We start from the raw sequence: 14,013 nt of genomic DNA, 5'->3' as shown, positions 1-14,013 counted from the left end.
TAATATCTACTTAAACCCTTTTAGCATTTTTGTTAAAAGGGTTTATTTTTTTTACTATATTTGTTTTAACCAAAAATATAAATTAATTATGTATCAAACGCTTCAATCATTACATTCTTCTTTAGCTTACATAGCCTTAGCAGTTTTATTACTAGCAGTGATTAATGCAATTTATGGTTTATCAAACAAAAAGTTATTTGCTCCAAAAGACTTAAGGTTATCCCTTTTTGCCTTAATATTTTGCCACATCCAATTGTTGATTGGATTGATTCTTTACTTTGTTTCTGAAAAAGGTTTTAAAGCTTTTGCAATTGAAGGTGCAATGAAAAGCCCCGAATTAAGATTGACCATGCTAGAGCATCCATTAATTAATATTGTTGCAATAGCCTTAATTACAGTAGGTTGGTCAAAACATAAAAAACAAGAAACTCAAAACGGTAAATTTAAAAAAATAGCTCTTTTTTATACCTTAGGACTGTTGTTAATTTTATCAAAATTACCATGGTCTAGTTGGATGGCATAATTTTAAAATGAGAGCCAATATTTTAACATTTTTTTTGTTTACAGCCTTGATAGTTTATACAAAAACGAACTATCACCAAAACAATCGTACATACAAAGCAATAAATTTTTCTTGTACTAATGTTTTAGACACTATAAAAGCACAAGACTCTTTGATTGATAAAACTCTAATTAGCACTGAAGAGCCATACTACAAAAAGGCTAAAGCGTCTTATTATAGTGATAAACTTACAGGAAAAAAAACGGCAAGCGGATCCATTTTTAATAACTCTGCCTTAACCTGCGCTCATAAAACATTGAAATTTGGTACAAAATTAAAAATAACAGGACACGAGACCGGCAAAATAGTTTATGTAACCGTTACAGACAGAGGGCCATTTGTAAAAGGGAGAGATTTAGATTTATCTAAAAAAGCATTTATGCTAATAGCTCCTAAGAGTTATGGCAGTTTCATATTTATTGATATTGAAATTATAAAAGACAAAATCAAATAAATTTACCATTCCATGTATGGGGTTTTGCTTAAATACGAATTATAATAGCGAACATCACCTGTTACTTCTTCTCCTAGCCAATTGGGTTTTTCAAAATATTCGGTTTCTGAATCTAATTCAACTTCAGCAATTGTAAGGCCTTTGTTATTGCCTTCAAAAACATCAACTTCAAAAACGTGATTTCCATATGCTATTTCATAACGCGTTTTAGCTATAACGCCTTTTTCACATAGTAGCAACAATTGTTTGGCTTCATGCAAATCTATTTCCTTTTCCCATTCCATTCTGCTTAAGCCACTTTCGTTCCCAATCCCTTTAACAGTTATATAGCCTTTACCTGCCCTTATGCGCACGCGTACGGTTCGTTCTGCAACAGAAGATAAATAGCCCTGAATAATTTCGTTCTGTCGCTTAGATTGATTTAAAAAGGCATCGCTATTTACTAAAAATTTACGTTCTATTTCTATCATGATTTTTTTAATACATTCATTTTGTTTGATAAAGGATTATTTTAATTGTCTTCAAAAATAACATAAATTTGTAGTATGTCATTACCACAACGAAAAATAATTCATGTAGACATGGATGCTTTTTATGCTTCTGTAGAACAAATGGATTTTCCTGAACTAAAAGGGAAGCCTCTAGCCGTGGGCGGTAGTAACACAAGAGGTGTTGTAAGTGCGGCGAGTTATGAAGCACGAAAATTTGGAGTTCGAAGTGCTATGAGCGGTATTCAAGCCAAAAAAAATTGCCCTGAATTAATATTCGTGAGCCCTCGTTTTGATAGATATAAGGAGATTTCAAAGAAAATAAGACGCATATTTTTTGATTATACCGATTTAGTAGAACCATTGTCTCTAGATGAGGCTTATTTAGATGTTACGGTAAATAAAAAAAACAATCCAAGCGCTTCAATGCTCGCACAAGAAATAAGGCAGCGCATTTTTGACGAAGTTGGTTTAACGGCTTCTGCTGGGATTTCTATAAATAAATTTGTAGCAAAAATAGCTTCAGATTTTAACAAACCAAACGGCCAAAAAACGGTAACCCCAGAGGAGGTTGAACCTTTTTTAGATCTCTTAGATATAAAAAAATTTTATGGTATAGGAAAAGTAACTACCAAAAAATTTTATCAATTAGGAATATTTACAGGTTTTGATTTGAAACAAAAATCGCTTGAATATCTCGAAAAGCATTTTAAAAATAGTGCTCAATATTATTTTAACATTTCTAGAGGAATTCATAACAGTTCCGTAAAAACCAACAAGGTCGTTAAATCTTTTGGCGCAGAACACACGTTTAATGAAAATTTATCTTCCGAAATTTATATGGAAGAACGTTTGTTGCAAATAGCTATTGAACTCGAAAAAAGAATGCAAAAAAGTAAAGTTTCGGGAAAAACAATCACCTTAAAAATTAAATATTCCGATTTTTCTATACAAACACGTAGCAAAACGTTGCATTATTACATTAGTGATAAGCATTTGTTATTTGATGTAGCCAAAGAGCTTTTGTATCAAGAACGGTTAAAAAACTCGGTAAGATTGTTAGGTATTTCGGTTAACAATTTAAATAACGAAAAACCAAAAACTAAAGAAATTCCTAAGAGTGTTTCGGTACAATTGCAGTTTAACTTTAAAGAATAAAAAAGACGTTATTTTATTTGGTATCGCAATGGTATAAAGTAAAAAAAACCATCAGAATTAACCAATGGTTTTTAATATAAATAGTTTTTGTTTATTAATCTCTGCTTGAAATTTTTGACAATAATCTTAAAAACTCAACATACAGCCAAACTAAGGTGATCATTAATCCCATAGCAGCAAACCATTCCATAAATTTTGGAGCGGCGCTTTTTGCTCCTTTTTCAATCATGTCAAAATCTAAAAATAAGTTTAGAGCTGCAATGATGATAACAAAAACGCTTATTCCAATACTCATTAACGAATTACCGTGATGAATGGGTTGATAATCTATAAAAAGTGAAGTTACCCAAGAAATTAAATAAAAGGCAAAAATTGCCATTGTTGCACCCACTACAACTGACTTAAATGTTTCAGTAACCTTTACAATTTTGTATTTATACAAAGCAAAACACACCAAAAAAGTAACAAATGTTGCACTTACTGCCTGAATGACTAAACCAGGATACATAGCCTCAAAAACAGCCGATATTCCGCCAATAAACAAGCCTTCAAACAAAGCGTAAGCAGGAGCTGTGTATGGCGCCGTGGTTGGCTTAAATGAAGCCACTAGAACCAAAACAAAACCAATAATTCCACCGCCAAGTGTAAAAACCATTGGATTATAACCATTATTTATTAACCACCAACTTAGTACGGCTGTTGATAATAACATCAAGAGCATCGTAAAACTTTTGTTGATAGTTCCGCTAACGGTCATTGTTTCGTGATCAGCAGTTATTACATGCTCATTAGTTCTGCTGGTGTTTTCAAATTTTTTAGTTTTCAAAAACGGATTACTAGATTTAAATTCCATATTAATTGTGTTTTATGACATCAAATATAAAAAAAATTATTCAATTTCAGTAATACGCAAAGTATTTACCATTCCTTTATTAGCAATTGGCATCGAAGCTAATGTGATTGCCATATCCCCTTTTTTTACATGTCCTTTATCAAAGGCAATTTTATTAATATCTTCTACAGTATCATCAGTACTAGATAGTTTGTCGTAAAAGTAAGCTTGTACCCCCCATAGCAAGCTTAATTGAGTTAAAATACGTTCATTAGAAGTAAACACTAAAATATCTGCTGTTGGTCTCCAAGCCGAAATTTGAAATGCCGTATAACCACTATTTGTTAGTGTTGATATTACTTTTGCATCAACATCACTAGCCATTGAAGCAGCATGATAACATATAGATTTTGTTATAAATCGATTGGTTCTTATATGAGGCGCTTTTAAAGGCACTTGAATTAAGGGTGAGTTTTCAACAGCTTTAATAATGCTGCTCATTGTTTGAATAACTTCTACAGGATAACTTCCTACAGAAGTTTCTCCTGAAAGCATTACAGCATCAGCTCCGTCCATAACCGAGTTAGCTACATCATTAACTTCTGCACGTGTTGGTGTTAAACTTGTGATCATGGTTTCCATCATTTGAGTTGCCACAATTACAGGAATTCGAGCTAATTTTGCTCTAAGAATTAATTTCTTTTGTACTAAAGGAACTTCGTGTGCAGGAATTTCGACGCCTAAATCTCCACGGGCGACCATTAAACCATCGCAATAAGAAACGATTTTATCTATATTTTCTACAGCTTCTGGTTTTTCAATTTTAGCTATAATTGGAATTTTATGATCGGAATGTTTTGCAATTAAATCTTGTAACAACATTAAATCTTCGGGTGTTCTTACAAAAGATAACGCAATCCAATCTACCTTGTTTTCAATAGCAAAAATAGCGTCTTTTATATCTTTTTTTGTTAAAGCAGGTAATGATACCTTAGTGTTAGGTAAATTTACTCCTTTTTTAGATTTTAAGGGACCACCTTGTACTACAACGGCTTCAACTTCTGTTTTTTTATCTGTCTTAACAACTTCAAAAATTAGTTTTCCATCATCTAATAATATTCTTTCTCCTGGATTTACATCTTTAGGAAACTCTTTATAGTTCATATATACTCTAGAGGCAGTACCTAAAATATCTTCGGCAGTTGTAAACGTAATTTTATCACCTTTTGAAACCACTACATCTTCATTCATTACGCCAACTCTAAGCTTAGGCCCTTGTAAATCTCCCAAAATTGAAGTTGTGTATCCATATTCTTTATTTAATTCTCTAATCATTGCTATACGCTCGATAACATCAGAGTAGTCTGCATGAGAAAAATTTATTCTAAATACATTCACACCTGCTTCAATCATGTCTTTCAGTACTTCTTTAGTGCTTGTAGCAGGGCCTAATGTAGCAACTATTTTAGTTTTTTTGTTTATGGGCATTTGTTAAAAAATTAAATTACTTATCGTTTTTATTTTGGTTTTGTCAATTTTATAGGAAAGTGTAATTGTTTTTATTTTTGAAATTTTTTGAAGGATTTCATTAATGTCAAAAAAGCCATCTTCTGTTTCAATTTTTAATATATAATCGGCCTTATTAAATTCAGGTATCAAATGCATGATTTGTCCAAACTGATTTAAAAAAACATCGTCAAAACCACCTCCATTTATTATGGATTTATTTTGCAGTAAGTTCCAACAAATTTCGTTTTCTTCATCATCAAAAAAATATCGTTCAAAAGATCCTTTTCTTTTCTTTTCTTTTTTTTCAATCGCATCAAAATAATGAAACCGAGAATGTAATTTTTTATTTAATAAAAAGGCAAGTTTGGTAACTTCTATGGTAGTATGAATTGCAATTAATTCAAATTTTGTGGTGTTAAAATCTTCTAATTGTAGCTTAAATACTCCCATTTTCCTTAAATTGTGCTGTAAATATAGCATTTAAGTTAAGGAATAAGTAATTTAAATAATTAAGTATTTGTTATTTTTTAACGAAAACGATGTAGTTTATTGAAGAATTCATTTATTTAGTCATGATTTTCTCTTGAAATGCAAAATATGCTCTTTGCGAAGCTTTTTCTTCAGCTTTTTTCTTAGATGTTGCTCTAGCTCTTGATATTACTTTATTGTCAATACATAATTTTACACTAAAAAATTTTTGCCCTTCAAGACCATTATCTTCAATAAAATCAAAATGGAACATTTTTTTTTCTTTTTGGCACCATTCTATCAATAAACTTTTATAACTTGTAATTTTGCCTTTTAGAACATCTAAATCTACGTAAGGTTTAACTATTTTTTTTTCAATAAAAATTTCACAAAATTTAAACCCTTTATCTAAATAAATAGCTCCTATAAAAGCTTCAAACAAATTACCATGTATATTTTCACCAAAATGATTTGGCGAAACTTTACTTTCAACAAACTGAATTAAATTAAAATCTCTTCCCAATTCATTTAAGTGCTCTCTGCTAACTATTTTTGAACGTGTTTTTGTTAAGTATCCTTCATCTCCTGTTGGGGCAGATTTATATAAAAAAGCAGATATTACACTACCCAAAACAGCATCACCAAGAAATTCTAAACGCTCATAATTAAAAGGGTTCCCATTTTCATCTAAAAGATTTGCTGATCGATGTGTAAATGCTTTTTTATAAAAGCTTAAGTTTATGGGTTTAAAACCTAATAATTTAGAAATTTTATCAAAAAAAATCCCGTCTTCAAGAGAACGGGATTTCAATGCTATTTTTTTAAGAAAATTCATATAGAATTAGTCTTTTAATTTTTTAAACAAAACACAAGCATTATGACCGCCAAAACCAAACGTATTACTCATAGCAACATTGATTTCTCTTTTTTGCGCTGTGTTTAAGGTTAAGTTTAATTCAGGATCAATTCTCTCGTCTACAACCTTATGATTAATTGTAGGAGGAACAATTCCATATTTCATTGCTAAAATAGAGGCAATAGCTTCAATTGCACCTGCAGCACCTAACAAGTGTCCTGTCATTGATTTTGTAGAATTAATATTAATTTTTTTTGCATGTGCACCAAAAACAGCAGTTATAGCTTTTAATTCGGCAACATCCCCAAGCGGAGTTGAGGTGCCATGTGTATTAATATGATCTACTTGTTCGGGCTTCATGCCAGCGTCTCGCAGTGTATTTTCCATTACTGCAATAACACCAATTCCTTCAGGGTGAGGAGCAGTTAAATGATAGGCGTCAGAAGACATTCCACCGCCACCTACTTCACAATATATTTTAGCACCACGTGCTTTTGCGTGTTCATATTCTTCTAAAACTAAAGCTCCAGCTCCTTCTCCAAGAACAAAGCCATCCCTTGTTGCATCAAAAGGTCTTGAGGCTGTTTCCGGACTTTCGTTTCTTGTTGAAAGGGCTTGCATGGAATTAAACCCACCCATTCCTGCAATAGTTACTGCTGCTTCAGAACCACCCGTAATTATAACATCACACATGCCTAAACGAATATAGTTAAAAGCATCTATCATAGCATTTGCAGAAGATGCACAAGCAGAAACAGTTGTATAATTTGGTCCCATAAACCCATTTCGCATAGAAATATGTGCAGGAGCAATATCAGCAATCATTTTTGGAATAAAAAAAGGATTAAAACGAGGGGTACCGTCTCCAGAGGCATAACTTAACACTTCCTCTTGAAAAGTTTCTAAACCACCAATTCCTGCTCCCCATATAACACCAACTCTGTGTTTGTTTACATTCTCGGAAGTAATGCCAGCGTCGCTAATAGCTTCTTCACTCGCTGCAACAGCATATTGAGCAAACTTGTCCATTCTTCGAGCCTCTTTGCGATCCATAAAATCTTCTATGTTAAAGTTTTTTATTTCACAGGCAAATTTGGTTTTGTGTTTCTCGGTTGCGTAATATGTAATTGGTGCAGCACCACTTTTACCATTTATTAAAGCATTCCAATACTCTTGAATGTTATTTCCTATTGGAGTTAAAGCCCCAAGTCCCGTTACTACTACACGCTTTAATTGCATATAAATATTTTTTGGTTTATATAAAAAAACCCAGAGAGCTTTTAATAATTACTAAAAGAAACAATGGGTATTACATAGCTTTATTGTAATGATTGTAATACAATCAATGTTTTTTAAACTGATAATTAACTTTAAAAGTAAAAATAATAACATCCACAAAGTAAGCCTTGTGGATGCTTTTTTATTATTATTTTTTAGCTTCTTCGATGTAAGAAACTGCTTGACCTACAGTAGCAATGTTTTCTGCTTGGTCGTCCGGAATTTGAATGTCAAATTCTTTTTCGAATTCCATAATTAGCTCAACAGTGTCTAATGAGTCTGCTCCTAAATCATTTGTGAAGCTTGCTTCTGTTACAACTTCGTTTTCGTCAACTCCTAATTTGTCTACGATAATCGCTTTTACTCTTGATGCAATGTCTGACATAATCTTTAAATTTTAATTTAATTTGTTGGCAAAAATAAAAAACTTTATCTTAAAACAACATTTTTATTTGGTTATTTGTTCAACGAATTTAAAAAAAAATATTAACAAAGGTCCCTTTTTACCATTTTTTATGCTTTTTTTTGTGCTAGAAATTAATATGCAATGAAAAAAATTGTGCTTTTCGCTTCTGGAAACGGAACAAATGCCGAGCAAATTATAAGATTTTTTAAAAAAGATAGGTTGCAAACTGTGGTTGCCGTTTTATCAAATAATTCTGAGGCAAAAGTTATTCAAAAAGCTAAAAAACAAGGTGTTAAAACACAGCTGTTTACCAAAATTCAACTAAATGATGGTTTTGTTTTGGAAGAATTAAATAAAATGAAACCCGATTTAATTGTTCTTGCGGGTTTTTTATTAAAATTTCCCGAACAGATAATAAATGCTTATCCAAATAAAATAATAAACATTCATCCTGCATTATTACCTGATTATGGAGGGAAAGGCATGTATGGTATGAACGTTCATAAAGCTGTTTTTGAAAATAAAGCTGCTCAAACTGGTATAACAATTCATTATGTAACACCAAATTACGACGAAGGAGCCATTATTTTTCAAAAGAATGTGTCAATTTCTGATTGTAAATCACCTCAAGAGATAGCTGAAAAAGTACATCAACTGGAACATAACCATTTTTCTGAAGTAATAAAAAAACTATTAAATGAAAATTAAAATATTATTTATTGTCTTAGTATTTGTAAATACTGTTTATAGTCAGGAAAAATTTGAAGTTGAAAAAATGAATTTTTCAATTGAAAAACCAGAGAATTGGTTAATTTTTGAAAATGAAGAAGTGTTAAAAAATTTAGAAGAATTTGATTTTTCTAAAGAGAATTTAGATGATTTAATTAAATCAAGTGCTAATGGAATTGATCTAGTCACTTTTTTAAAATATGACCCCAATATTTATGTTGGAATAATTCCTACAATAAAGATAAGAAGTTACAAAACAACATCAAAAATATTAGATTCTTTATCTGTTGAAGTGAATAAATTTTTACAGCAAGGTAAAATACCTTTAGATAATTTTAAAATAAAGGATTCATTAGAGGTCGTTAAAATTTTAAATTTTAATGTAATTAAATTCTCCGTTCTGTTTACATTAAAAAGAGGAGAAAAAAAGCATGAAATATTAAGTAAGAGTTATTATATACTAAAAGATGGATATTTCATTTCAATTAATTTTATTGAAGAAATTGATAAAGAAAATAACAATGTTTTTTTTGAGGCATTAATTAACTCTATAGCAATTACTAAATAATGACTTCACACCAAGTTCACATATATACCGATGGAGCGGCAAAAGGAAATCCAGGGCCATCTGGCTATGGCGTTGTAATGGAGTTAGTAGGTACGCCTCACAAAAAAGAATATTTTGAAGGTTTTAGACGTTCTACTAACAATAGAATGGAGCTTTTAGCTGTTATTGTAGGTTTAGAAAAACTAAAAACCCCTAACATGTTTGTTTTAGTGGTCTCAGACTCAAAATATGTCGTAGATGCTGTCGAAAAAAAATGGCTTATAGGTTGGGAAAAAAAAGGCTTTAAAGACCGAAAAAACCCTGATTTATGGATTCGTTTTTTAAAAGCATACCGTAAACACAAAGTTGATTTCAAATGGATAAAAGGGCACAGCAATCATATACAAAACGAGCGTTGTGATGCATTAGCAGTAATGGCATCTCAACAAGAAAAACTATCTGTTGATGTGTTTTATGAAAATGAAGACGGAAAGTTGTTGTAGTTTATAAGTTACCAGCAAACGTAGCACAATCTGTTAAAAATTCACGCATGAAGAAGTTAACTATTTTATTATTCTGTTTTTGCTTAACTACTTGTTATTTTGGACAAAATGAATCTTACGAAGAAATAGTAAAAAACTTTTATTTAGCAAAATGGGACGAAAACACTTGGATTTCATACACTAAAGATGACAATAATTTTTTTGATACTGAAAAGATTATTATTGGACATAATGTTTTTGCAGTTGGTTACAATAAAGACTTTATCGTTGGAAAGAAACATCCATGTGCAAACAAAGATGCACATTTCATGGATTATGATAGTTTAAAACCAAATAGAGCAATTACAAACTATTTTATCATAGACACCCGAAATGACAATTTTAAACGCCATATTTTCAACAATGAAAATGATTTTGACAACTGGAAAAATCGTCTTGGAATTTCGAAAAATTTGACTTATATAAAAATATAAAAAAGATTCAAGTCTCAATAAATTATTGATTATTTAAATTTATTATATATTGAATTTTAACCCTCAAGCTAATTAAACTTTGCATCTCTGAAAGTTAAAACTTATCTTTGCGTCTTATTTCAAAATCTAAATAATGAACAAATTATTAATTGTAGGAACAGTCGCTTTTGATGCTATAGAAACGCCTTTTGGAAAAACCGATAAAATCCTTGGTGGCGCAGCAACTTATATAGGTCTTTCTGCTTCGTTTTTTAATGTAAAATCGGCAATTGTTTCTGTTGTTGGAGAAGATTTTCCACAAGAATATTTAGATTTATTAAAGAATAAAAACATAGATATATCAGGAATTGAAGTAGTAAAAGGGGGTAAAACCTTTTTTTGGAGTGGAAAATACCATAACGACTTAAATACAAGAGACACGTTAGACACACAACTAAACGTATTGGCCGATTTTAATCCAGTTGTGCCAAATGATTTTAAAAATGCAGAAGTTGTAATGTTAGGAAATTTACACCCTATGGTACAATTAAGTGTTTTAGATCAAATGACAGCAAAGCCAAAATTAATTGCTTTAGACACCATGAACTTTTGGATGGATTGTGCTTTACCCGAATTAATGAATGTAATTAAAAGGGTTGATGTAATTACTATTAACGACGAAGAAGCACGTCAATTATCAGGAGAATATTCATTGGTAAAAGCGGCACAAAAAATACATACCATGGGTCCAAAATATGTAGTTATAAAAAAAGGAGAGCATGGGGCTTTGCTTTTTGAAGACAAAAATATTTTCTTTGCTCCGGCATTACCTTTAGAAGAAGTATTTGATCCAACAGGTGCAGGAGACACATTTGCAGGAGGCTTTTCAGGATATATTGCCCAAAGCGAAAACATTTCTTTTGACAACTTAAAAAATGCCATCATTTACGGATCCAATTTAGCGTCATTTTGTGTTGAAAAATTTGGAACAGAACGCATGCAAAATCTTGAAAAAGAAGAAGTTAAAACACGTTTGCACCAATTTAAAGAATTAACACAATTTGATATAGAATTAGCATAAATTTTTGCCTCGAATTTTCGAGGCATTTTATTATATAACAATACAACAACATACACCAACTATTATGAGCGATGCTATTAAACACGAATGTGGAATTGCTTTACTTCGATTACTTAAGCCATTAGATTTTTATAAAGAAAAATATGGTACAGCTTTTTATGGGATAGAAAAAATGTATCTTTTAATGGAAAAGCAACACAATCGTGGTCAAGATGGTGCTGGTTTTGCAAGTATTAAGTTAGACGTAAGCCCCGGAGAACGATACATCAGTCGAATCCGTTCCAATGACGCACAACCTATTCAAGATATTTTCAGCCAGATAAACAGCCGAATAAACGAAGAGCTTACAGAGCACCCTGAATACACAACAGCTCAACAACAAAAAGACAACATACCATATATAGGAGAATTGTTTTTAGGACACGTTAGGTATGGTACTTTTGGCAAAAACAGTATAGAGAGTGTACATCCTTTTTTACGTCAAAACAATTGGATGCACAGAAACCTTATAGTTGCAGGTAACTTTAACATGACTAATGTTAAAGAGTTGTTCGAAAGTTTAGTAGAGTTAGGACAGCATCCAAAAGAAATGGCAGATACGGTTACTGTAATGGAAAAAATTGGCCATTTTTTAGATAAAGAAGTTATGGCTATTTATCAAGAATGTAAAGATAAAGGTATTTCAAAAAGAGATGCTTCACAATATATTGCGGAACATTTAGATGTTGCTAAAATATTAGAACGAGCTTCAAAAAACTGGGATGGAGGTTATGCTATGGCCGGTTTAATTGGTCACGGTGATGCTTTTGTGTTTAGAGACCCTGCAGGAATTCGTCCGGCGTATTATTATGCCGATGATGAAATTGCTGTTGTAACTTCAGAAAGGCCAGTTATTCAAACGGTCTTTAATGTTCCATTTGAAAAAGTAAAAGAATTAGATCCTGGAAAAGCATTTATAGTAAAAAAAAACGGAACCGTTTCTGTACAAGAAATTATTCCAGCAACTGAAAAGAAATCGTGTTCGTTTGAACGCATCTATTTTTCTAGAGGTAGTGATGCAGAAATATATCAAGAACGAAAAGAGTTAGGTAGAGTAATTTTGCCAAAAGTATTAGAAGCTATTGAAAACGATACAGATAACACAGTATTCTCATTTATACCCAACACAGCCGAAACGTCTTTTTATGGATTAGTAGAAGCAGCTCAAGATTTTTTAAACCAACGAAAAAATCAATATATTTTAGATAATAGAAAAACATTAACTAAAGAAAAGTTAGAAGAAATACTATCTGTAAAAATTAGAACCGAAAAAATAGCCATAAAAGACGCAAAATTAAGAACATTTATTACAGAAGATAGTAATCGAGATGGATTAGTAGCACATATTTATGATGTTACTTATGGGGTTATCAAACCCACAGATAATTTGGTTATCATTGATGACAGTATAGTAAGAGGGACAACTTTAAAGAAAAGCATCATAAAAATGATGGATCGATTAAATCCAAAAAAGATAGTTGTAGTTTCTTCGGCGCCACAAATTCGTTATCCAGATTGTTACGGAATTGATATGGCTAAACTAGAGGGTTTAATTGCTTTTCAAGCAGCCTTAGCCTTATTAAAAGATCGAAATTTATATCATATTGTTGATGAAGTTTATGAGAAATCAAAAAAGCAAGAACTTTTTAAAGATATAGAAGTCGTTAATTATGTAAAGGAAATTTATGCTCCTTTTACCGACGAAGACCTTTCAGATAAAATTTCTGAAATGTTAACTTCGGCAGATGTAAAAGCAGATGTAAAAATTATTTTTCAAAATGTAGAGAGTTTGCATAAAGCTTGTCCAAAAAACCTTGGTGATTGGTATTTTACAGGTAATTACCCAACTTTTGGAGGAAACAGAGTAGTAAATAAAGCTTTTTTGAATTTTTATGAAGGTAATGATGCAAGAGCATATTAAATTTTAAAAGGCATAAATTTAATTCGTTAAAATTTATATTTAAACGTAAAAAAAGCAGTAATAAATTAAGAAAGTTTTAATTTATTACTGCTTTTAATTTTTAATAAGTAAACTATTTATTTTGCAGCATCATATTTTGTAGAAACTACAGCCCAATTAATTACACTAAAAAAAGCTTCAATATAATCAGGTCTTCTGTTTTGATAGTTTAAATAGTAAGCATGTTCCCAAACATCCATTCCTAAAATTGGCGTTCCACCACAACCCACACCAGGCATTAAGGTATTGTCTTGGTTAGGCGTTCCACAAACCTCTAGTTTGCCATTTTTTACACAAAGCCAAGCCCAACCTGAACCAAATTGTGTAGCGCCTGCTTTTGCAAAAGCGCCTTTAAAATTTTCAAAAGAGCCAAAGTCAGCCTCAATTGCAGCTGCTAAATCTCCTGAAGGTAAACCACCACCATTTGGCGACATTACTTCCCAAAACAAATTGTGATTAAAAAAGCCACCACCATTATTTCTAACTGCAGCATTACTTAGATCTAAATTTTTTAAAATTTCTTCAATAGATTTTCCTTCTAAATCTGATCCAGCTACAGCATTGTTTAAATTTGTAGTGTAAGCATTATGATGTTTAGAATGGTGTATTTCCATTGTTTTAGCATCAATATGTGGTTCTAATGCATCATATGCATAAGGTAAATTTGGTAATTCAAAAGCCATAATATAGT

The 14,013-nt window shown here is 31.3% G+C and carries 17 protein-coding genes; 9 read left to right on the top strand and 8 right to left on the bottom strand.

What is annotated here, in order from left to right; all coding sequences use genetic code 11:
- Positions 1 to 88: 88 nt before the first annotated feature.
- Together AABM47_RS00185 and AABM47_RS00180 are read left to right on the top strand one after the other, a co-directional pair.
- Complete coding sequence (locus AABM47_RS00185; RefSeq protein WP_338408901.1) at positions 89 to 523, top strand: hypothetical protein; 435 nt, start codon at positions 89 to 91, stop codon at positions 521 to 523.
- A 7-nt stretch (positions 524 to 530) separates the two neighbouring features.
- The gene (locus AABM47_RS00180; protein ID WP_338408900.1) at positions 531 to 1,016 is read left to right on the top strand and encodes a septal ring lytic transglycosylase RlpA family protein; all 486 of its coding nucleotides are present in this window, start codon (positions 531 to 533) and stop codon (positions 1,014 to 1,016) included.
- A 2-nt stretch (positions 1,017 to 1,018) separates the two neighbouring features.
- On the opposite strand, the gene AABM47_RS00175 is transcribed toward AABM47_RS00180, so the two are convergent.
- Complete coding sequence (locus AABM47_RS00175) at positions 1,019 to 1,486, bottom strand: CYTH domain-containing protein (RefSeq protein ID WP_338408899.1); 468 nt, start codon at positions 1,484 to 1,486, stop codon at positions 1,019 to 1,021.
- A 75-nt stretch (positions 1,487 to 1,561) separates the two neighbouring features.
- Here AABM47_RS00175 and dinB point away from each other — a divergent pair, with 75 nt between their 5' ends.
- Positions 1,562 to 2,662, top strand: coding sequence for a DNA polymerase IV (gene dinB, locus AABM47_RS00170; protein WP_338408898.1), 1,101 nt, complete (start codon positions 1,562 to 1,564; stop codon positions 2,660 to 2,662).
- 94 nt (positions 2,663 to 2,756) lie between these two features.
- Here dinB and AABM47_RS00165 read toward each other — a convergent pair whose 3' ends face one another.
- From AABM47_RS00165 to AABM47_RS00140, 6 genes are all read right to left on the bottom strand, one after another.
- A complete protein-coding gene (locus tag AABM47_RS00165; protein WP_338408897.1) occupies positions 2,757 to 3,515 on the bottom strand; it encodes a Bax inhibitor-1/YccA family protein in 759 nt (252 codons plus the stop codon).
- Positions 3,516 to 3,551: 36 nt separating this feature from the next.
- Positions 3,552 to 4,982, bottom strand: a complete 1,431-nt coding sequence (pyk, locus tag AABM47_RS00160; protein WP_338408896.1) for a pyruvate kinase — start codon at positions 4,980 to 4,982, stop codon at positions 3,552 to 3,554.
- A 3-nt stretch (positions 4,983 to 4,985) separates the two neighbouring features.
- On the bottom strand, positions 4,986 to 5,453 hold the full coding sequence (locus AABM47_RS00155; RefSeq protein WP_338408895.1) for an IPExxxVDY family protein: 468 nt from the start codon (positions 5,451 to 5,453) through the stop codon (positions 4,986 to 4,988).
- Positions 5,454 to 5,565: 112 nt separating this feature from the next.
- Entirely contained in the window at positions 5,566 to 6,306 is a 741-nt protein-coding gene (rnc, locus tag AABM47_RS00150) for a ribonuclease III (protein ID WP_338408894.1), read from the bottom strand.
- A 6-nt stretch (positions 6,307 to 6,312) separates the two neighbouring features.
- On the bottom strand, positions 6,313 to 7,566 hold the full coding sequence (fabF, locus tag AABM47_RS00145) for a beta-ketoacyl-ACP synthase II (protein ID WP_338408893.1): 1,254 nt from the start codon (positions 7,564 to 7,566) through the stop codon (positions 6,313 to 6,315).
- A 187-nt stretch (positions 7,567 to 7,753) separates the two neighbouring features.
- Positions 7,754 to 7,990 (bottom strand): acyl carrier protein, encoded by a 237-nt coding sequence (locus AABM47_RS00140; RefSeq protein WP_026716658.1) that lies wholly within the window; start codon positions 7,988 to 7,990, stop codon positions 7,754 to 7,756.
- A 162-nt stretch (positions 7,991 to 8,152) separates the two neighbouring features.
- Here AABM47_RS00140 and AABM47_RS00135 point away from each other — a divergent pair, with 162 nt between their 5' ends.
- The 6 genes from AABM47_RS00135 (at position 8,153) to AABM47_RS00110 (ending at position 13,283) form a co-directional block, all read left to right on the top strand.
- Positions 8,153 to 8,719, top strand: a complete 567-nt coding sequence (locus AABM47_RS00135; protein WP_338408892.1) for a phosphoribosylglycinamide formyltransferase — start codon at positions 8,153 to 8,155, stop codon at positions 8,717 to 8,719.
- Positions 8,709 to 9,308 carry a hypothetical protein gene (locus tag AABM47_RS00130; protein ID WP_338408891.1) on the top strand — a complete coding sequence of 200 codons (600 nt, stop codon included), beginning with the start codon at positions 8,709 to 8,711 and terminating at the stop codon, positions 9,306 to 9,308. The genes AABM47_RS00135 and AABM47_RS00130 overlap by 11 nt, the downstream gene beginning before the upstream one ends.
- Positions 9,308 to 9,790 carry a ribonuclease HI gene (gene rnhA, locus AABM47_RS00125; protein WP_338408890.1) on the top strand — a complete coding sequence of 161 codons (483 nt, stop codon included), beginning with the start codon at positions 9,308 to 9,310 and terminating at the stop codon, positions 9,788 to 9,790. The genes AABM47_RS00130 and rnhA overlap by 1 nt, the downstream gene beginning before the upstream one ends.
- 47 nt (positions 9,791 to 9,837) lie before the next feature.
- A complete protein-coding gene (locus AABM47_RS00120) occupies positions 9,838 to 10,263 on the top strand; it encodes a hypothetical protein (RefSeq protein WP_338408889.1) in 426 nt (141 codons plus the stop codon).
- 133 nt (positions 10,264 to 10,396) lie between these two features.
- A complete protein-coding gene (locus tag AABM47_RS00115) occupies positions 10,397 to 11,323 on the top strand; it encodes a PfkB family carbohydrate kinase (RefSeq protein ID WP_338408888.1) in 927 nt (308 codons plus the stop codon).
- 64 nt (positions 11,324 to 11,387) lie between these two features.
- Positions 11,388 to 13,283 (top strand): amidophosphoribosyltransferase, encoded by a 1,896-nt coding sequence (locus AABM47_RS00110; RefSeq protein WP_338408887.1) that lies wholly within the window; start codon positions 11,388 to 11,390, stop codon positions 13,281 to 13,283.
- A gap of 116 nt (positions 13,284 to 13,399) precedes the next feature.
- Here AABM47_RS00110 and AABM47_RS00105 read toward each other — a convergent pair whose 3' ends face one another.
- Entirely contained in the window at positions 13,400 to 14,005 is a 606-nt protein-coding gene (locus AABM47_RS00105) for a superoxide dismutase (protein WP_338408886.1), read from the bottom strand.
- Positions 14,006 to 14,013: the final 8 nt, after the last annotated feature.

The sequence above is a fragment of the uncultured Flavobacterium sp. genome (assembly GCF_963925415.1).
In the GTDB taxonomy this organism is placed as follows: domain Bacteria; phylum Bacteroidota; class Bacteroidia; order Flavobacteriales; family Flavobacteriaceae; genus Flavobacterium.
Note: the sequence above shows the minus strand (reverse complement) of the source record. Positions and strands in the feature narration are given on the sequence as shown.